18 protein-coding genes and 2 pseudogenes are annotated in these 18,571 nt (G+C 50.8%); 16 read left to right on the forward strand and 4 right to left on the reverse strand.

Translation table 11 applies throughout. The features are described from left to right. Positions 1-7 precede the first annotated feature (7 nt). The 5 genes from P159_RS0110170 (at position 8) to P159_RS0110190 (ending at position 6,600) form a co-directional block, all read left to right on the forward strand. Positions 8-1,003: a hypothetical protein gene (locus P159_RS0110170; protein ID WP_029543766.1), complete on the forward strand. Its 996-nt coding sequence runs from the start codon at positions 8-10 to the stop codon at positions 1,001-1,003. 13 nt (positions 1,004-1,016) lie between these two features. Continuing rightward, entirely contained in the window at positions 1,017-3,536 is a 2,520-nt protein-coding gene (locus P159_RS0110175) for a conjugal transfer protein TrbE (RefSeq protein ID WP_185753703.1), read from the forward strand. Beyond that, complete coding sequence (locus P159_RS0110180) at positions 3,526-4,071, forward strand: lytic transglycosylase domain-containing protein (protein WP_185753704.1); 546 nt, start codon at positions 3,526-3,528, stop codon at positions 4,069-4,071. Before P159_RS0110175 ends, P159_RS0110180 begins: the two co-directional genes overlap by 11 nt. A gap of 67 nt (positions 4,072-4,138) precedes the next feature. Beyond that, positions 4,139-4,921 (forward strand): hypothetical protein, encoded by a 783-nt coding sequence (locus tag P159_RS0110185; RefSeq protein ID WP_029543771.1) that lies wholly within the window; start codon positions 4,139-4,141, stop codon positions 4,919-4,921. A gap of 29 nt (positions 4,922-4,950) precedes the next feature. Then, complete coding sequence (locus tag P159_RS0110190; RefSeq protein ID WP_029543772.1) at positions 4,951-6,600, forward strand: type IV secretion system protein; 1,650 nt, start codon at positions 4,951-4,953, stop codon at positions 6,598-6,600. 181 nt (positions 6,601-6,781) lie between these two features. On the opposite strand, the gene P159_RS0110195 is transcribed toward P159_RS0110190, so the two are convergent. Beyond that, positions 6,782-7,018: a hypothetical protein gene (locus tag P159_RS0110195; protein WP_029543774.1), complete on the reverse strand. Its 237-nt coding sequence runs from the start codon at positions 7,016-7,018 to the stop codon at positions 6,782-6,784. A 262-nt stretch (positions 7,019-7,280) separates the two neighbouring features. Here P159_RS0110195 and P159_RS21235 point away from each other — a divergent pair. From P159_RS21235 to P159_RS0110215, 5 genes and pseudogenes are all read left to right on the forward strand, one after another. Beyond that, positions 7,281-7,658 (forward strand): annotated as a pseudogene (locus P159_RS21235) (M23 family metallopeptidase); the annotation flags it as partial. 36 nt (positions 7,659-7,694) lie between these two features. Next, complete coding sequence (locus tag P159_RS21240) at positions 7,695-8,975, forward strand: type IV secretion system protein (protein ID WP_349254361.1); 1,281 nt, start codon at positions 7,695-7,697, stop codon at positions 8,973-8,975. Between the two features lie 56 nt (positions 8,976-9,031). Next, entirely contained in the window at positions 9,032-9,796 is a 765-nt protein-coding gene (locus P159_RS0110205; RefSeq protein ID WP_029543778.1) for a hypothetical protein, read from the forward strand. Positions 9,797-9,920: 124 nt separating this feature from the next. Next, positions 9,921-10,187 (forward strand): UPF0175 family protein, encoded by a 267-nt coding sequence (locus P159_RS0110210; RefSeq protein WP_029543779.1) that lies wholly within the window; start codon positions 9,921-9,923, stop codon positions 10,185-10,187. Beyond that, positions 10,168-10,653, forward strand: coding sequence for a DUF3368 domain-containing protein (locus tag P159_RS0110215; protein ID WP_029543781.1), 486 nt, complete (start codon positions 10,168-10,170; stop codon positions 10,651-10,653). The genes P159_RS0110210 and P159_RS0110215 overlap by 20 nt, the downstream gene beginning before the upstream one ends. Before the next feature lie 136 nt (positions 10,654-10,789). On the opposite strand, the gene P159_RS19970 is transcribed toward P159_RS0110215, so the two are convergent. After that, positions 10,790-11,035 (reverse strand): DUF1653 domain-containing protein, encoded by a 246-nt coding sequence (locus P159_RS19970; protein ID WP_072004141.1) that lies wholly within the window; start codon positions 11,033-11,035, stop codon positions 10,790-10,792. Positions 11,036-11,332: 297 nt separating this feature from the next. On the opposite strand from P159_RS19970, the pseudogene P159_RS20300 reads away from it, so the two are divergent. The 4 genes and pseudogenes from P159_RS20300 (at position 11,333) to P159_RS0110240 (ending at position 14,025) form a co-directional block, all read left to right on the forward strand. After that, positions 11,333-12,019, forward strand: a pseudogene (locus P159_RS20300) (IS5 family transposase). A 206-nt stretch (positions 12,020-12,225) separates the two neighbouring features. Further along, entirely contained in the window at positions 12,226-12,477 is a 252-nt protein-coding gene (locus P159_RS0110230) for a Nif11 family protein (RefSeq protein ID WP_029543783.1), read from the forward strand. A gap of 15 nt (positions 12,478-12,492) precedes the next feature. Continuing rightward, positions 12,493-12,723 carry a DUF2624 family protein gene (locus P159_RS0110235; RefSeq protein WP_029543785.1) on the forward strand — a complete coding sequence of 77 codons (231 nt, stop codon included), beginning with the start codon at positions 12,493-12,495 and terminating at the stop codon, positions 12,721-12,723. Between the two features lie 81 nt (positions 12,724-12,804). After that, the gene (locus P159_RS0110240) at positions 12,805-14,025 is read left to right on the forward strand and encodes a transposase (protein ID WP_029543787.1); all 1,221 of its coding nucleotides are present in this window, start codon (positions 12,805-12,807) and stop codon (positions 14,023-14,025) included. 160 nt (positions 14,026-14,185) lie between these two features. On the opposite strand, the gene P159_RS0110245 is transcribed toward P159_RS0110240, so the two are convergent. Then, on the reverse strand, positions 14,186-14,545 hold the full coding sequence (locus P159_RS0110245) for a zincin-like metallopeptidase domain-containing protein (protein ID WP_185753705.1): 360 nt from the start codon (positions 14,543-14,545) through the stop codon (positions 14,186-14,188). Beyond that, entirely contained in the window at positions 14,499-15,059 is a 561-nt protein-coding gene (locus P159_RS0110250) for an ArdC-like ssDNA-binding domain-containing protein (protein ID WP_029543790.1), read from the reverse strand. Before P159_RS0110250 ends, P159_RS0110245 begins: the two co-directional genes overlap by 47 nt. A gap of 1,374 nt (positions 15,060-16,433) precedes the next feature. Here P159_RS0110250 and P159_RS0110260 point away from each other — a divergent pair. Together P159_RS0110260 and P159_RS0110265 are read left to right on the forward strand one after the other, a co-directional pair. Continuing rightward, complete coding sequence (locus tag P159_RS0110260) at positions 16,434-17,615, forward strand: efflux RND transporter periplasmic adaptor subunit (protein ID WP_029543792.1); 1,182 nt, start codon at positions 16,434-16,436, stop codon at positions 17,613-17,615. Then, a complete protein-coding gene (locus P159_RS0110265) occupies positions 17,612-18,568 on the forward strand; it encodes a biotin/lipoyl-binding protein (RefSeq protein WP_029543793.1) in 957 nt (318 codons plus the stop codon). The genes P159_RS0110260 and P159_RS0110265 overlap by 4 nt, the downstream gene beginning before the upstream one ends. Positions 18,569-18,571 lie beyond the last annotated feature (3 nt).

An 18,571-nucleotide genomic window follows, 5' to 3' on the forward strand; every position in this document is an offset into this window, starting at 1 on the left:
GGTAGCTATGCTGGAAGATTACAGGCTGGATTTCGGTAAGCCCCATACCTGGCTTTGCTGGGGCGGGCTTATCCTACCTGAGGTGGTGAGAAACAAGGACGGCTCCCTCATGGGGTTCATCAGATATGGCAGGGAGAGGCGCGAGGGGAAGCTGGAACTGGATTTCCCGGAGAGCTGGTCAGTCTGGCTGGATGTCCATCATCTACGTGGAGAAGAGTCCAAGACCCTTTGCCTCTTGTGGAATCCAATTTGGCAGGGCAAGAATCATAAGAAGGCCAAGGGCCTCAAGGGGGAGTCGGTGGCTATTGAGACAGCGCCTGAGTATTTTCAGGGAGTGCTTACTGGATTGGCCAGGCAGATTGTCGGTTTCAGACCGGGAAGTCGTGTGCTGAGGCTGGAGGAAGTGTTGTCCTATCTCAAAACTGCCTTGCAGATGGAAATCTCTGAGGTGCCCATGCCTGAGGTGCCCTTGTATCTTGATGCAATCCTATCAAGGGACATGGAAATGAAGCTCTATCCCCCTGCCAGCAAGGACAAGAATAGACTCACTATTAGAGGCAGGGAGATTGTAGTGGCAAGCCTCAAGGATACCTTGCGGGAGAGTCGTCTTGATCTGGTGCTGGGGGCTTTTCGTGAGATGGATTACAGATTTTGCCGCCGTGTTCTGCTCATGTCTGAGGACAGGTTGGAAATGGAACTTAGGGGGCTGACTCGGGAGTGGTGCAGCCAGAGAAAGAGCATGGCTGATTATATGTTGTCCAAACAAAAGGGGACTGGCGGGCTGGTAAGTGAAATGCTCATCTTTGCCATTGATGCTGAGGAGCTGACAGTCCGTCAGGATTATATCAGGCAAATTCTGGAGGCAGTGGAGCTTCCCTATGTGCTAGAGGACTACAACCGCAAGTCATGCTGGTGGGGAAGTCTGCCGGGAATGTTCCGTGCTGGTGGGAAAATCTGGCCCAGGAAGGTTTCTTCCTGGGAAGATTTCCTCTGCCTGAGCTGAAGGGGGGAACTGAGTGTATAAACTTGATTTATTTGAGACGAAGGGCAGTGCTGGCTCTAGCCTACCCTTTGGCTTTGGCAGAGGGAGCAGCAAGCTATCTCATCTAATGCCCTATGGCATGCTCACGGAAATTGGGGGCGCAGGTGTGTCTATCAACAAGAATGGCTCCCTTATGACGGTTTGGAAATACCGTGGGCCGGATCTTGACAGTGCTCTGCAGGAACATCTGGCTGTCATTACTGCCCAGCTTAACAGTGCTCTGATGGTGCTGGGGTCTGGCTGGGTCATTTACATGGAAGCCCAGCGTTTGCCGGATGCCAATTATGACCGGGATGTGTGTTTTCCCGATGCTGTCACCGGGCTTATTGACGAGGTGCGCAGGGAGAACTTCACCTCCGGCAGATTCTTTCGCTCGGAATATTACTTCTCCCTATGCTGGCTGCCACCCAGTGACAACGAGGGCAGAATCAAGTCCATGCTCATGGAGGGTCACGAGGAGCATACTGCCTCTGTGGAAGAAAATCTGGAAGATTTCATGGAAATGGCAGATGGGCTGTGCCGGATCTTCCGGGAATTGGAGATTCCTGCCAAGCTCTTGGACAAGAATGGGCTGGCCACCTATCTCCACAGCTGTGTGTCAGATTCAGGTAGAAATATCAGGCCGCCTGGGGATGCTTTCTGCGACAGTTATCTCTATGACGCTGACTTGGTAGGGGGCAACTCTCCAAAGCTGGGCAGGAAGTATCTGAAAGTGGTTGTACCCAAGGCTTATCCTAAGTCCAGTCTGTTTGGTATGCTCAATGGCCTCAACAGGCTGAACTTCCCCTATCGGTGGGTTACGAGATATTTCCTGCTGGACAAGTCTGAGGCGGTCTCCAAGCTGGATACCAGAAAGACCAGGTGGAAAGGAAAGATGGAGTACTTCTCATCCACAGTCAAGCGTCTTATTTTCAACACGCCTCCACAGCCCAGCGACATCAACGAAAATGCGGTGGAAAAGGTGGATGAGGTTCAGGCAGCTCTCCGCAGTGTGGATGCAGGGGATGTGGGCTATGGTTTCTATTCCACCGAAGTTATTATTGCTGAAGAGGAGTACGAGAAAGCTTGTCTATATGCCAAAGCCGTAGAGGATGTTTTCAAGGGGCAGGCTATGAAGCCTCAAGTTGAAAATGTTGGTTCTGTAGATGCCTGGCTGGGCAGCTTGCCGGGAAACTTCCACCACTACTGTCGCCGGATATATGCTTCCACTGGCAACCTCATTCACATGATGCCCCTGTCGGATATCTGGCCGGGACAGAAGCGGTGCGAGCATCTTTCTGGCCCGTCCCTGCTCTATACCAGAAGTGATGGAGCAACGCCATTCAGGCTGAATCTCCATGATGGGGACGTAGGTCATACTCTGGTGGTGGGGCCTACGGGTGCGGGCAAATCTGTCCAGCTCAACATGATGGCGGCGCAGTTTCGGAAGTATAAGGGAGCGCAGATCTTCATCTTTGACAAAGGCGGCTCCAGCAGAATTCTCACAGAAGCAGTTGGTGGCAGGTATTTTGACCTGGCCAGCAGTCGCAATGGATTGTCATTCCAGCCACTTGCTGACATTGATGACGATGATGAGCGTATGTGGGCCGTGGGTTGGATAACAGATTACCTGGAGTCTGTTCACATTGAAGTCACGCCGGAACTTACCAAGTATATCTCGGAAGCACTGGCTTCTATGCGGGCCTTGCCCAAGCAGCACAGGACAATGCTGACGTTATGTACCAGCATTCAGAATCAGGAACTGAAGACGGCCCTCAGGCCGCTCACTATCGAGGGGGACTATGGCAGCATCTTTGATGCCTCTGCCGATGATCTGGACTTTTCCTCCTGGCAGGTCTTTGAGATGGAAAGTCTCATGAACAACACGCCAAAGATTGTTGGCACTACGCTGCTGTATATCTTCCACCGCATTGAGGGAGAGATTAAAAAGGACGAGAGGCCTTGCCTATTGGTGTTGGATGAAAGCTGGGTGTTTCTGGATAATCCTCAATTTGCCTCCAAAATCCGGGAGTGGCTGAAGGTGCTTAGAAAGTCCAATACCTCCGTGGTGTTTGCCACCCAAAGCCTGGCAGACATTGTAGCCAGTCCCATTGTGGCAACTATTTTGGAATCTTGTCCCACGAGGATTTTCCTGCCTAATAAGGATGCTATGGACGATACCAGAACCGGAGCTGACAAGCCCAGTATGAGGGAAATGTATATGTCCTTTGGCCTCAACGAACAACAGATTATGATGCTGGCCAAGGCCATCCCAAAGCGGGAATACTACTATACATCGCCCCTGGGAAACCGTATCTACTCTCTGGATTTAAGCCCCTTGGAACTGGCTCTTGTGGGAGTAAGGACTGAGGATTTAAGGACGTGTGAGGCCATGATAAGAGAAGATGGACATCAGAATTTTGCAGTCAGATGGCTGAGATACAAAGGACTGGATGGCTATGCCAAGCGGCTGGAAGAACTGGCGGACAGGAAGGAGGAGAAAATTGGCGTTTAGGATATTTGCTGTCATGTTCGGTTTTGTGATGCTGATGGGGCTGGCCAGGCCTCAGCAGGTGCTGGCCTATGAGGATTCTGAGATCGTCTATAGCGAAGTGGCAGGAAAGCTGGGGCAGTCTGATGAGGCTGCCTGGCTGACGGACGCCATCCTCTACGCTGGGGATTTGTATGGCGTGGATCCGCTTCTGCTGACAGCGGTTATGGAAGCAGAAAGCGGTTTTTCCATGAGCAGTTTTTCTCCTGCAGGAGCTTGCGGCTATATGCAGCTGATGCCAGGAACTGCGGCCAGCCTCGGGGTTGACCGCTATAATCCCTTGGAGAATGTTCTGGGAGGAGCATCATATTTGCGCACCCAGATGGAGCGCTTTGCCGGGGATGGAGACTATGGCCTGACGGAAGCCGTGGCTGCTTACAATGCCGGGGGAGGAGCCATAGAGAAGTACGGCGGTGTGCCTCCCTACGGTGAGACGATTAGCTACGTGGGCAGGATTAGCGAAATCTATAGCTGGCTGCTGGTCCTGGCAGAAGAATAAGTTGGCTGGATAGCACTGCAGGTGCAAGGCAGATGACTGATTAAACATAATGTGGGGAGGGTTGATTGTGCTTGAACTGAAAGGCAAATTAAAAAAGGGCAGTGTGGCTTTGATGGCGGCGCTGTCTTTCCTGTGCGTGACACCCAGGGCTGAGGCTGCAGTGCTGGTATATGATGCAGAAAATGTGGCTCAGGCTATCAAGACGGCCATCACTACGGTTAATATTCTCACCAACGAGGAAAAGCAGCTGCTCTTGATGATACTCAACATGAAGAAGCTGGATGCCAACAGTCTCCTGAAGTATCTCTCCAATATGGCCTCAATTGAGCGTTATCCTTTGGATGAGAAGGAAGCGCAAATAGGCGTGCTCTCCACCAAGGGCACCACAGATTCTTTCTGGCAGCAGAACTTCAGGAATATCGAGTCTGTCATCAATGGCAGGATGACAGTTATGGATGCATATTATGCGGGGCAGGCTGCTTACAAGGCAGAAGCTGATACCAACAACGATACTGTAAGGTCGGCCAGGCTGACTCAGGATATGGCAGACAAGCTGTCTGAGCAGACCATGGAAGCCTTGGAAAGCTCACAGAAGGCAGAGGGTAATCTGCAGGCTGTACAGGCCAATACACAGGTGTTGGGGGCAGGAGTTATGTCCCTGATACAGAGCAATAACCTGCTGGGCAGCATGACCGCAGCCCAGGCGGTGAAGTACCAAAGGGAATTGCAGGAAGAGGTCACAGCCAAGCGTATCAATGAGAGTACGGCTGAGAAACTGGCAGAGCGGGTGAAGAATTGCAGGATGCAGCCTATGAGCTATGAGGATTTTCGGCGGAAGATGGGCTATTGATAGTGGGGTGTGAAGATAGGTGAGTATGGATGAGAAAATATAGCCTGATTCCTTTGCTGGCCATGGCTGCATGGCTGATGCTGCCGGATGCGGCCATGGCTGCGGATTCCAGTGCTCTGGCCTGGCGGACTCCTTTGCAAGCATTGCGGGATAACATTACGGATACCTTTGTCCCCGCGGTACTAAATATCATGATTGCTGTCACGGGTCTCATGGTTGTGTTTGGGGATTCAAATCACAAGCGGTTTCTGAACGTTGTGCTGGGGACAGCCATGGCGGCACAGATCTTCTACGCACTGCAGGCTTTCGGTCTTGGCAGCATCTTGAATCCGGCGGTGTCTGTGGTGGTAAGCCCTGTGGATCTGACCTCCATCCAGATAACGGACAATGTTGAGGATTTTAATCCTCTCAGTGGCTTCATGCGTGAGTTCATCAAGATTATTGACAGAGGTTCCACTGTACTGGTGGGCTATGCCCTGGAACTGATGGGCTTTCTGGTGGTCATAGATGTGGCCATTGCTTTGGTGCTGGGACTGGCCAATGAGGATAAGATTCGTTATATCGTAGTGATGGTGCTGAAAGTTGGCTTTTTCATGTTCCTCATTGAAAACTGGGTTGGGGGCAGCTACCAGATTACCCATGCTATCATGTCAAGCTTTGAAAAGCTTGGGTTCCTTGCTTCAGGCACTGGCAATATGTATCTGCCTGACAGCATCATCCAGAATGGCATGACTTCATTCAGCGCCATCTGGGGCAATATTTCCTTGTTGGGCATGTCCAGTCTTGGGGCATTGATTGGGGATCTGGTCATTGCTTTCACTGTGCTGATCACAACTTTCCTCACCGGCGTGGAAATGTTTATGGCCAGGATTGAATTCTGGGTGGTTTCCCTTATTACCGTGATTCTGCTGCCATTTGCCATGCATGAACGTACCAGTTTCCTGGCGGAGAAGGCCATAGGAGCGGTATTTTCGCTGGGGATCAAGGTGGCGGTCATTGCCTTTTTGACGGCAGTGACCTGCCCGCTCCTGGCGACTTTTTCCAAGCAGATTAGTGACCAGGCAGCTGCCAATGAGGATTTATTGGAGCTTAGTGCTCTGCTGCAGCTGATGCTTGCCTGTATCGTGGTCTGCATCATGGTGAAGCGTATCCCCCAGCTTGCTCAGGGGCTTATCTCTGGCAGTCCGTCCCTGACATCAGGTGATTTCTACGACACTGCGCCTAGTCCTATGCGGCTTGCCTCCAGGGTGCTGGCTACGGCTGGAGCAGCTTACGGCACCTATAAGATGGCCACCAATATGCAGGGCGGCGGTACGGCTCTGAAAGCTGACGGGAATACATCTTGGCTGTCCCAGTCGGCAGGAACATTGAAGAATATGGCCTCTATTCAATGGAACAGTCGAAATCCCTTCCTGGCTCAGGAACGAGAGTCAGAGCAGGGTGTGCGGTATATGTATAGCATGATGGCCAACAGCAAGGATATAGACGATACTGCTCATGGCAGGAATGACAAGTACGATGAGCAAGGAAATCTCTCCCATGACCACCTGTATGCTGCAACCAATCAGAATTATGGCGCGAAGAACAGGGATGGCAGCACTGTGCAGGACCGCCGGGGCACCAACCTTACTCATGGCTGGACTCCTGCTCCCAAGACGGAAGAGCAGAGGGACAGGTAGGAAGCAGAGAAAATCAATGCCATCTATGACAGCTTCAATGGCAAATTCAACAAGAATAGGCATTGAGCATGCAAAAAGAAGTGGTGCAGGGATGCATCACTTCTTTTGTAGGGGGATATGGAATTGGGAAGGGATAAATGTAGTTTTAAGGACTTTGATAGACTTGATGCTGGATTTGGGGTCAGCGGACGTATCTGGTGTCAAAGCCCAGGTAGTTGCCGTGCTCATCCCAGGTGTGGCCGTAGCCCTGCCCACGGGTGCAGTGACGGCTGAAGGGATGACGGCCCCAGATATCGTAGAAAAGGAAGTCTATGATGTCGCAGAAGGCTAGGCGAACAAGGAAGAAAAGGAACATGCCGCCGAAGAATAGCAGGGCCAGGGCTGCTATAGCAAAAAGGGAGAGAAGTATGATTTTCATGGGGCACCTCCTGTGAAATGATGAGCAAAGGTGTGACTGCGCCCTCAAAACTACACGCATGAATTGTGCTGTTATGAGGGTCAATGTATTATGCAAGTCCGCATTGGGTTTTGACTTAAAAGAACGTATATTCTATATCTTAGCATAGGTGGAGGGAAAAGTCTGGCTTATGATGTTAATAAAGTGGTTAATTTTTGCGGTCTGCTTTTCTATTGAGATAGCAATGGGAATGGGACTGGCAGAGGCTGCGGGCTATCACAGCATGATGAATCCCGTGGAGGGGGAGCTGGAGGTAACCTCGTACTTTGGCTGGCGTACTCATCCTATTTACGGCGCTCAGAAGTTTCATTCCGGCATAGACTTTGGCTATGACTATGGCATGCCCGTCCATGCGGCTGCTGAAGGTGTGGTCACCACGGCGGGCTGGGTCAGTGGTTATGGGTATCTGGTGGCCATTGACCACGGTGGCAGTCTTGAAACTCTCTATGGCCACAATGAGATGCTGGCAGTAACCCCAGGACAAACGGTGAAGATAGGGCAGGTTATCGCCTATGCCGGTTCAACGGGCAATTCTACAGGGCCACATTGTCACTTCGAAGTACGGCTCAATGGGGAGCCTGTGAATCCATGGGATTATCTCTCCGGCTCACCTCCCTTCGGGGCTGACGGAATGATGATGGACGGGGACACGGTGGCTGTGAATTATGATGCCTACTATGATTTCTGCAAGCCAATCCGTGAAATGGAAGAAAAGATTGCTGAGGTCTGCACCAAGGGGCTGTCTATCATACAGGATAGTTTAAGGTGGCTGTTCTGGGCACTGATGACTATAGATATTGCTCTGCTGGGACTGGGGATGCTTTTGGGAGAAGACAGGAGCGGCATATATATCAGCAGGTGGCTGGCTGCCAAGTGCCTGTTTTATGGCTTCCTGACCTACATATTCTGGCATTGGGGTGACCTGGCCAATATCCTGCGGGATTACTTTGTGACTATGGGAGCCTTTGGGGCAGGGAGCAGCTATGATGAAGCCGGGAAGATTCTCTCTGACCCTTCGGCCATTGTAGAAATTGGGGCAAGATATGTAGGCCCGGTCTTTGAATATCTGGGTACTATGTGGGGCATCAGCCTTATTTACCATCTGCCTACTGTACTGCTGTGTCTGTTGACCATTATCTGTGTGCTGGTTTGCTTCTTTTATCTGGGCATTGAGATTGGTCTCAGCTATATAGAGTTTTACTGCACGGCACTGTTTAGCCTGATCAGCTTCAGCTTTACTCCCTTTCAGGGGACACGGAGCTTTGGCGGCAATGCTGTAACAGGTCTAGTCATGAGCACTGTGAAGCTCATGGTGATGACCATTACAGCCTTGCTGCTGGTGATGGCTTTGCAGGATTCGGTGCCCGAGGACTACTTTGACACATCGAAAGAAGTGGTTGCCTCTGGGGGAGATTTCCACTCTGTGGAGGAATTTGCCGCAGCCATCCGGCAGGTGGAAACGGGAGGGTGTGAAGATCCCTATAACACGCCATCGGCAGATGGCTATGGTTATGGAGCCTATCAGATCAGCTACAGCAACTGGGAGAGTTGGTGCAAGGAGGCTGGCATCAGCCCAGCCCCGGATATGCCCTGGCCTCCTGAGGTGCAGGACATTGTGGCCAAGCATAAAATGCAGACTCTATACGAACAGTATGGCAGCTGGCACGATGTTGCTATTGTTTGGAATGCTGGCTCTGTGGTGTCCTGGGATGAGGACTACTGGCAGAAGGTGGCAAACAGCAACGGAGGCACCAGAGTGGAGAAGACTATCAAGCTGGTGGTGCTGCTGAAGCTGATGTTGGTGGCAGTCTTTGCCATGATATTTGCTCATGGCATAGTGAAGACAATCATGGAGCTGTTTGCAGGTATTGGTTTTAGGTTCAAGAATCAAGGCATGATAAGGGGGTTTAGAATATGAGGTACAAGAGATTAGCTGTTTCCTGTGGGGTGATTTTGTCGCTGCTGTTTGCTTAAGTGGCTGAGGCCCGCACGGTTCCCGGGGTGGATGAGCCTTATGACCCGGCGAATTACTACAGCAAGGAGAGCATTTCCTATGCTGACAGCAAGCCTTCTGTATTTGCCCTGCGGGATCTGATGCAGGGGACGGTCTATGATTACAAACGGCATCTGAAGAGCATAGATTTCGGCGGAGATTTTGAGAAATGGTTGGCAACTCTGGTGGACGAGAATATGAAATGGCTCATAGATATGCTTGGGCTGGGAGATAAGGGAGCGTCTGTCTTGGCTGAGTTGGGGGGAATCAACCAGAAGGATTTTGGCCCGTTGGATTGGGCTGGAGGCAATAGTATCTTTCTAAGCGATGGCAGCCAGTGGATAAGGACGAAAAAGGATGGTGGTGAGAGATTTTCCTGGCTGTCCGACACTTACAGGGAGGGCGTAGAAAATGCCAGACTGAATCAGGATGACATGGAGAAGCGAATGGAGCTTATAGAAACAGTGCTGGAAAACTGCCAGGAGGCAGAGGGGAATATGGAGGCCATGCAGTCAGACACAGAAATGCAGGGGCTGATGAATAATGAGCTGGAGAGGCGCAACCGCATGCTCGCCAACCTGGGACTGGTGCAGTCAGCCAGGGAAAGATCGAAGCTGGATGAGGACAGGCGGGCCATGGTAGCTGAAGAGCGGGTCATGACCTTCAGAGTGAGGAACAGGAACAACATGACGGAGCAGGACAGGGCTGTGGGAGTAAAGGAGGGGCAGGGCTTCAAGGATTTCTGAGTGGTCTAAGCTGATTTTGTGGCTAGGACAGAACTGGGTGGAAAAAATAGCCTCCCTGTGCTAGAATTTAAACATAGGGAGGCTATTTTACAAAGGTTGATTGCTTGATAAGGAGTGGGGTACCATGTGCCAGGTAGCCATAAATATACCAGAAGCAGTATTGTTTGATAAATGTCTCACACAGGTGAAAGCTGAACAGATGGCAAAAAAGGCGGTAGCTCTTTATTGCTATGTAAATATGGATGTTTCTATAGGTTATTGCTCAGAAATAGCTGGGATGACAGAAGAAGAGTTCCTGCGTTTTTTAGGTGAGAATAAAGTTTCCGTGTTCAATTTTGATGATGAAGAAGAGTTCTTGCAGGAGCTGGAAAATGCAGAAAGTCATTGTTAATTCAACCCCTATGATAATTCTAAGCAAAATAGGACAGATAGATGTTTTGCATACTTTGTTTGGTGAAATCATCATTCCACAGGCAGTATATGATGAAATTACTTATAAGTCCGATGATGCTTGTCGGGTTGTCAAGGAGACTGATTGGATAAAGGTGGCAAATATCAGTGATACGGCTGATAGGAGCATGTATAAATCAAAGCTCCATGATGGAGAGGTAGAAGTAATGATCTTGGCACAAGAGGAGAATGGTGATGTGCTTGTCATAATTGATGACAATACAGCCAAGAAAACTGCCAAGTATCTGGGTTTGAAGGTGACAGGAACATTAGGGGTACTGCTCATAGCAAAAAGAAGAGGCCATATTGATAGTGTCAAGGCAGTCATTGACTTGATGAAAAGTCACGGTTTTTTTGTCAGTGAGAGAATAGAGGCTATGGCACTAAAAGCAGCTGGCGAAATTTAATCGAAATTCGGCACTCCTGCATTATGCCGATTTTTTAGCGAATGAATGAAAAAAGAGACTTTGACGTTCCATTCTGCCATATAGGCGGGGTGGGGGTCAAAGTCTCTTTTATTCTAATGGGGCCTTCTCCGGCTGACTATTCCTGGCGTTCAATAAGTTCAAAACGGTATTTCTGAGTGACCTCAGGGTATTTATGGCGATCAACCTCGCTCATGAACATCTCCAAGGGACGGCAGTAGACGCCATAATCGCCGTAAAGAGCCCGGTATACTACCATTTGCACGCCGGTTTCTGTGTGCAGGACGGGACATTCGACAATCTCATAAAGCTTATTTTTGAAATGGCGGTAGATTTCACCGTGCCGGGGGACTATGTCGAGGATTTGTCAACGACGCAGGGACAGTCAAGACCCGTGAAGATGGGCTGAGTGAATTAATCAACACGCCCTAAACTCCCTGTCAATGAACAGAAGAACGCCTCTACAAATAAAACCTTTAATTTTTTGTAATATCATCCAGTTTAGCACGTATATTATGATATAAAGAAAAACACAGTCAAGGCCTTCATCTGAGGCAGGAGATTAGCTGCCTGATGAAGAAAATATAGGCTTAGGGCGTGTTGATTAATGTAAATTTTCAGCATTCTTTTGTATAATCATTCATGAGGGGAGGTGGCTGTCATGAAAGCACCGCAGAGACGATACGAGATGAGTGATAATGAGTGGAAACGCATTTCCTCTTATTTTCCTGTTAGAAAAGCAGGAATCAAAGGCCGTCCTTACAACGATGTTAGAACAACTGTTAACGGCATAATATGGATTGCCCGCAGTGGTGCTCCCTGGCGAGACCGTCCCGAACGTTACGGCAAATGGAACACGGTATACAAATGCTTTGCAAAATGGCAGGAGTAGGGCGTTTTCGAAAAGGTGTTCCATGAGCTCAGAATAGAGACTGACTTGCAAGACATCAGCATTGACAGCACATCCTGCAAGGCCCACCAGCATAGTGCTGGTGCAAAAAAAGGGGGCCTAACAGCGATGTGAGCGAACATATTGGAATCAGCCGTGGAGGAAAGAACACCAAGGTACATGCCGCAGTAGATGCGTTGGGCTATCCTTTGCATGTCGTACTTTCAGGAGGAAATGTGCACGATTCCTCCGTGGCAATAGAATTACTGGAGAATACACCTGTGAATAGATCTGTAATCATGGCTGATAAGGCGTACCGTGGTGAAAACAACCGCACCAAGATAGAGGATATGGGGTGCACACACTGTATCCCGCCGCATTGCAACACGCTATGAAAAATTAGCTGTACGTTTCCTTGGATTCGTGCATATGTGCTGTGCCTTGATTTGGCTAAAATAACACTGAAATAATGAATATTCATCAATATCTAATTAATCAACACGCCCTAGTATAACAAATGAGACTGTGCGTCATGGCGATATTTAATGACCAAAGCAATCATTCGCTATGCGCATAAGAATATGTGATAGAGGAAGTGATGGAAAAGAAAGCGGGCGGCGGCCCTTAAGCGCGAAGAATTTTCATCATTTTAAGGAGGTTTTATCATGGCAAACACAAACAAAAACGAACCGACGAGGGAACAAATCGAAAAGGTGCTGGCCTGCGAGACAGCCGAGGAACTGATGGCGCTGGTGAAGGCCAATGGCCACGAAATCACGAAGGAAGAAGCCGAGGCCTGCATGGCGGAGCTGGCTGACATCGAGCTGGACGAGGCCACGCTGCGACAGGTGGCGGGTGGAAAGGTAACGATCAAAGATATATTAAAGAGTACAACGGCGATCTTGATGTTTCCTTAATTAGGAGGTTTTATCATGGCAAAGATCAACGTAAACGAACTCTCGAGGGAACAAATCGAAAAGGCGATGGCCTGCGAGACAGTAGAGGAACTCATGGCGTTGGCAAAAGCGGAAGGTATTGAATTGACGAAAGAAGAAGCCGAGGCGTACATGGCGGAGCTGGAAGACTATGAGCTTGATGAGGCTACGATGAAAAATGTGGCTGGTGGACTTCAGGGCATAAAATGTCAAAGCCTGAGATATTGACAGCGACGCACTGAAAAAAGTGGCGGGTGGAGTCAATGTCATTAAGTTAAGCTTGATTTTACTGGCCTTTCGCTGGACGGGATGGGCGAACTCTCGGGCGAGCAGATCTTCATCGACGGGACCAAGATCGAATCCTGCGCCAACAAGTACACCTTCGTATGGAAGAAATCCGTGACGAAGCAGATGGGAAAGCTCATGGAAAAGATACCGGACCTGTTCTTCGAGGCTGCGGAAGACTTCGGCGTCCGGCTGGACTTTCCGGACGGGCTCAGGCTCCGCCACATGAAGCGGCTGCGCCGCAGGCTGAAGGCGTACCAGGAAAGCATGGGCATCGAATTCGTGCACGGGAGCGGGAAACGGAAGACGGCGCTGCAGAGACTGACGGAAAAGCTGGACGAAGCGATCCGGCGCATCAAGGACTACACAAAGAAACTCTTCATCGCGGGGAGACGGAACAGCTACTCCAAGACGGACAAGGACGCGACCTTCATGCGGATGAAAGAAGACGCCATGAAGAACGGCCAGCTCAAGCCGGCCTACAACATCCAGTGCGGCACGGACTCTGAATTCATCACATGGGCATCGGTCGGTCCCCAGCCTACAGATACAACCACACTCATTCCTTTCCTTCAGGATATGGAGAAACATCTGCAGCGCCGCTATCCCAATGTGGTTGCGGATGCAGGATACGAAAGCGAAGAGAACTACCTCTATCTTGAGACCAACGGGCAGCGCGCCTTCATAAAGCCCAGCAATTATGAGAAGAGCAAGACAAGAAAATGGAAAAAGGATATCGGGCGCAGGGAGAATATGACCTATCTGCCAGAAGAAGATGCCTATTTATGCGCCCAGGGCAGGAAGCTTGCAGCTGCAAAGGAATCCGTACGCAGCAGCCGGACAGGATTCAAAAGAAATATAACCCTTTACAGTTCCGCGGATTGCGGCAACTGCCCGCTGAAGAGCCAGTGCATACACGGAAACCATTGCAAGACCCCGCTGGAGGAGAGAACCAAGCACTTTGAAGTATCCAAACAGTTTTTGCGCCAACGTCAGGAAGATTTGGAACGTATAACCTCAAAAGAAGGAGTACAACTGCGCATAAACCGAAGCATACAGGCAGAAGGTGCATTTGCAATGATGAAGGCGGACATGAATTTCCGAAGGTTCCTGAGCCGCGGCACAGCAAATGTCCTTGTTGAGATCATGCTGGTGGCTATGGCTTACAATATTCAAAAGCTGCACTGCAAAATCCAGTCAGACAGAGCAGGCCAGCACCTGTTCCCTGTGAATAACGCAGCCTGAATACAAAATAAGAGCACAAGAAAAAAGGCGATTTTTATACCGCCTGGTATCTTGTGCTCATTTTTAGTGGATTTTACAACGAATAGGAACTTCTTATACAGCAACAAGGAAAAGGGGCTGTGCATAAGTGGAATTACACTCATGCAACAGCCCCTTTCCTTTATCCTGCTACAACCTCATTCATATAATCAACGGCTTTCTGTGCTGCATTGGCTCCATTTATGAGCCAGTTAGGATTTTCCTTGATGGCTTCGCTCCAGCCCTGCAGGTAGGCTGCCGTGTTGTCATCTTCGGAAGTGATGCCAAACTGACGGCAAAGGAGAGCCGCGCCAAACTCGGCCACGATTTCCTCCTTGGAATAGCTGACCCGCGCCGTGTCTTCCTCACTGGCCTTTCTGCCCATTTCCTTGGCCGTGCTATGCACCAATTCATGAAAGCAGGTAGCCACATAAGCCTCGGTATTTTTGAACTCCTCACGGGGGAACTTGGACAAGATGACGGCGGGGGATGTAGTAGGCACTACCTTTTCCCGGCTTGGTGGTGCTTTCGTGCTCCATCGTGACCCCGGTCTTTTCGGCAAAGGCCGTTATAAATGCCTCGGCCTCCTCTAAGGGCTGATTGTCGCGGGTGATTACCTGCCGCTTGCGCTCCAGTCCTTCGGTCTGTGCCATGACCTCAAACACGTTGTAAAACTTCAAGAAAGCATAGCAGTCATCAGGATTATCCCCTTCCTCGGCAGGGCGTTTCTCAACCTTGTTCCAACGGTTCCAATAGACGATGGGCAGGGACTTCGCGCCTTTCTTGATTTTCCCGCCTAGCTCCTGGCATTGGTTGAAAGTGACATACTCGCTGGTTTCCCCGGCTCCCAAGAAGGAGAGAATCAGCATATTGATGCCCTTGTATGCTTTCATGGTCTTGGCATTTACAGGCATGAGCACCTTATTGAGAAGACCGCTATCCCACGGCAGCCGCTTACTCGTTGCCATCTTTTCGGTGACCATTTTGATGAGTTCTGCTTTAATGTCCTTCTTCATGACTATTTCCTCCCTTGGGTGTGTTTTTTCGTTCCCCCTGCTGCAATTTTTCTTTTTTTTGATGGCCGTAAGGTATCGCGCCCGGAAGGAATCCGCAGGGCTGCAAAGCACCGCGCAGCGGCTTGGCCTTGCGGAAGGGAGGAGGGTGTGATAGGCTTGCCCCGGCAAAAAAAAGAATAGATTAGATGCTTTTGGCTTTCCTGTAAGGGAAAGCTACCACGTTTGCGCCTCCTGCTGATCGAGGCGCAAACAAAAGTAACTTAGCCCATCCGGCTCCCGGCCTATGAGCCGGATGGGCGATAGACTAGCCTCTCTCCGGCTCCGTCCGGCTGCCAACGTGAAGCGCAAGGTCTGCCGCCTGCCTTGCGCTGTCAGGGGTGCTGCCCCCCGAACCCCGCGTTAGGGATTGAAGCCCGAAGGGTGGAGACAGCTTGCTGGCTCCATTCACGAAAGCCCGACCCGAAGGGGAACGCCCAGAAAATGCAGGAAATTGCAGGAAAGCCACGCCAACACATCGAAAATATAAGGAAAATCATACATGGTTTAGAGAATTCTCAAATGAGTTGAATCCTAGATATCTGTATTATTGGATACTTAGCTATTAAGGTCAGAGTGTCCTATATAATATGACGATAGGAAGCTCTCAAAAGGCCTTAACTATATCGTCATTGAAGTCTGTTAAGTTGCCATTGCCACCAGTGCAAGTTCAAGACGAGATAGTAAGGGTTCTCTCTTGCTATGATGACCTTATTGCCAACCACCAACAGCAGATTAAGCTCCTTGAAGAAGCTGCACAGCGGTTATACAAGGAGTGGTTTGTGGACTTGCGTTTCCCGGGCTGTGAGAAGGTAGAGATTGTGGACGGTGTGCCGAAGGGGTGGAGAACTGCAAAGTTGAATGAAGTTTGCAGTATAAATGCTGATAGTATCCCATCAGATTATGAATATGACTATATTGAATATATAGACATAGGAAGTGTTCGTTTAGGTTCGATAAATGAAGTCAAAAGATATTGCATATGCTAGAAAGAGGAAGGCGGCGCATCGGGGGTTACGCCAACCGGCTGATATGCCAATGGCACGTCAGCGAGAATTCTTAGCAAATAGCGAAGAATTCTCTGACCAATGACAACGCAGATGACTGCATATCGAGCGATTCATACAGATGTGAACGAGGTTTTACACTGTTATTCGCCGACTAAGAGCCATATATCCTGCAAGTTGTTCACTCGTATTTTACGGCAAACCTTGTTTAGCGTCTGTTCTGAATATATTTTTATTTGGCGGAAAATAGGCAACCTTTCAATTTTCTTCGTACAGATATTGGTAGGTACTTTGTTCTCCGGATTTTACACAAATGAGAGAAGGAGTGTTTATGAAAAGATATTTTTTGACCGGGCTGGCGCTGGTGCTGCTGCTGGCTCTTTCCGCCATTTTTTACGGTGCCTGGCTCAATGAGCAGGGGGAGTATAAAATCGCCGAGCGCATGGAGGAGCGGCGGCTGGCCCTGCCCGGTGCTAGGGCAGAGGTAAGAGAAATGCATCCCCGCATCACGCTGAGCACCGTAAGCCTGACCTCCTCGGCCAAGACCGATGCCGTGGCGCTCATAGAAGGGCGCATTACGGAGTGCCTGGCGCCGAAGGGGAGCTTTGTCCACAAGGGAGATGTCATCTTCATCATCGAGAACGAGGACATCCCCCTGCAGATCAAGGAAGCAGATGCAGCTGTCCTGAAGGCAGAGGCGGAGCTGAAACGTTCCACCAACAATTTTTCCCGTTACCGCATGCTCAGGGAGAATGATGCCACCTCGGCGGAGCGCTATGACGAGGCGGAGACAGCCTATACTGCCGCCGTGGCAAATCTGGAGGCTGCCAAGGCGCGGAAAGAAAAGCTCCTAGTGCAGCAGTCCCGCCGTGAGGTCACTGCTCCCATTGATGGCACGGTGCTGACCCTTTACCGTGAAAATGGTGGTTACGTAGCAAGCGGCACTCCTTTGGCGCTGGTGGGGGACTTTGGGCTGCTCACCTTTACAATCCCCCTGGAGGACATGTATGCCCGTCGCCTGGCCTTGGGGGACGAGGCTCGGCTCTTATTCCGCAACAAGGATTTGCAGAAGGTGTACGGCACGGAGTACGCGGCCGGGAACATGGGTACGAATCAGGAGTTCATCGCACGCCTTACGAAGATCACGCCGTCCCTTTCCGAGCCTGCTGCCATGCGCAGTGTCACCTGGCAGATAGATAACAGCGCGAAGGTCTTGGAGCCGCAGACCTACGGCGGCGTGAGCCTTACGGCGCTGAAAGGCTACTCTGTGCTGGCCGTGCCGCTGGCGGCCATGACGGACAACAGCAGAAGCGCGGTATTCGTGCTGGCTGCTGATGGCACGGTCTCCCGCCGCAGTGTGGAAACCGGGGCCAACGACGGGGAATACATCAGCATCCTCTCCGGGCTTTCTGAGGGAGAGATCGTCGTGACCAACGGCATGGAAGGGCTCATGGAGGGCATGAAGGCAGAGATCGAGCTAAGTGAAACGAATGGTGGAGGTGCGGTGAGGTGAGCGAGCAGAAAATTTTCAATCAGTCTGCCCTTGACAAGCTCCGCTCCCCGGAGCAGTTGGATACCATGATCCGCATCACCGGCCCCGTGGGGTGGATGGCGCTGGTTTCTGTCCTGGTGCTGTGCTTTGCCATCGTGCTGTGGTCGGTTTACGGTTCCTTCACGGAAAAGGCTGAGGGATATGGTCTCATCATGGATTCAGCAGGTGTGGTGAGCGTCACCCATGCAGCTACGGGCAAGATTACGGAGCTTTATGTGCAGACCGGAAGCCCGGTGCATAAAGGGCAGCTTATCGCTCATATGGAGCAGCCTACCGAAGCGGCGGACACACGCATGGCGCAGTATGGCGCGAAATTGGCAGCAAACGAACGAGACGCCCAGGGGCGCGTCTATGAATACGATGCCAAGCGGTACCGGCAGACGGCTCAGGAGGATGCTATCTCGGAATATGACGGTGTCGTGGACGAGGTCATGGTCTCCGAAGGGGAGCTGGTATCGGCGGGCAGTCCCATCTGCACTGTGCGCCTCACTCAGAATAGAGACGAACTGACGGGGGTGTTTTACGTCCCTGTGGACAAGGGCAAGCGCATCGAGCCGGGCATGAGCATACAGCTGGCCCCCAATGGCGTGGATGTCTCCCAGACGGGCAGCCTCCTGGGGGTGGTGAAGCAGGTGTCCCAGTATCCTGTTTCTTCCGAAGGCGTGAAAAAGGGCCTGGGCAGCAGTCAGCTGGCCCAGCATGTCATGGCCAAGGGGGGCGGTGCCATGGTGGAGGTGCGTTTTGATCTGGTGAAGGACGCCACTTCCGAATCAGGCTACCTTTGGACTTCCGTGGTGGGACGGCACAAGCCCATCACCCCTGGCAGCTTCTGCACGGGCTACATCGTCATCGAGCGGGAGCCGCCCATTGAGAAGGTGTTTTACAAAATCAGCCAATTCTTGAGAAGTCGGTGAGCG

Origin of the sequence: Selenomonas sp. AB3002, assembly GCF_000702545.1 — a bacterium.
In the GTDB taxonomy this organism is placed as follows: Bacteria; Bacillota; Negativicutes; order Selenomonadales; family Selenomonadaceae; genus Selenomonas_B; species Selenomonas_B ruminantium_A.

What these genes read in the sequence shown, in the direction of transcription:
- P159_RS0110170 (WP_029543766.1), top strand. Translation starts at nt 8, where the DNA reads ATGCTGGAAGATTACAGGCTGGATTTCGGTAAGCCCCATACCTGGCTT.
- P159_RS0110190 (WP_029543772.1), top strand. Translation starts at nt 4,951, where the DNA reads ATGAGAAAATATAGCCTGATTCCTTTGCTGGCCATGGCTGCATGGCTG.
- P159_RS0110195 (WP_029543774.1), bottom strand. Translation starts at nt 7,018, where the DNA reads ATGAAAATCATACTTCTCTCCCTTTTTGCTATAGCAGCCCTGGCCCTG.
- P159_RS21240 (WP_349254361.1), top strand. Translation starts at nt 7,695, where the DNA reads ATGGACGGGGACACGGTGGCTGTGAATTATGATGCCTACTATGATTTC.
- P159_RS0110210 (WP_029543779.1), top strand. Translation starts at nt 9,921, where the DNA reads ATGTGCCAGGTAGCCATAAATATACCAGAAGCAGTATTGTTTGATAAA.
- P159_RS0110215 (WP_029543781.1), top strand. Translation starts at nt 10,168, where the DNA reads ATGCAGAAAGTCATTGTTAATTCAACCCCTATGATAATTCTAAGCAAA.
- P159_RS0110230 (WP_029543783.1), top strand. Translation starts at nt 12,226, where the DNA reads ATGGCAAACACAAACAAAAACGAACCGACGAGGGAACAAATCGAAAAG.
- P159_RS0110235 (WP_029543785.1), top strand. Translation starts at nt 12,493, where the DNA reads ATGGCAAAGATCAACGTAAACGAACTCTCGAGGGAACAAATCGAAAAG.
- P159_RS0110240 (WP_029543787.1), top strand. Translation starts at nt 12,805, where the DNA reads ATGGGCGAACTCTCGGGCGAGCAGATCTTCATCGACGGGACCAAGATC.
- P159_RS0110250 (WP_029543790.1), bottom strand. Translation starts at nt 15,059, where the DNA reads ATGAAGAAGGACATTAAAGCAGAACTCATCAAAATGGTCACCGAAAAG.
- P159_RS0110260 (WP_029543792.1), top strand. Translation starts at nt 16,434, where the DNA reads ATGAAAAGATATTTTTTGACCGGGCTGGCGCTGGTGCTGCTGCTGGCT.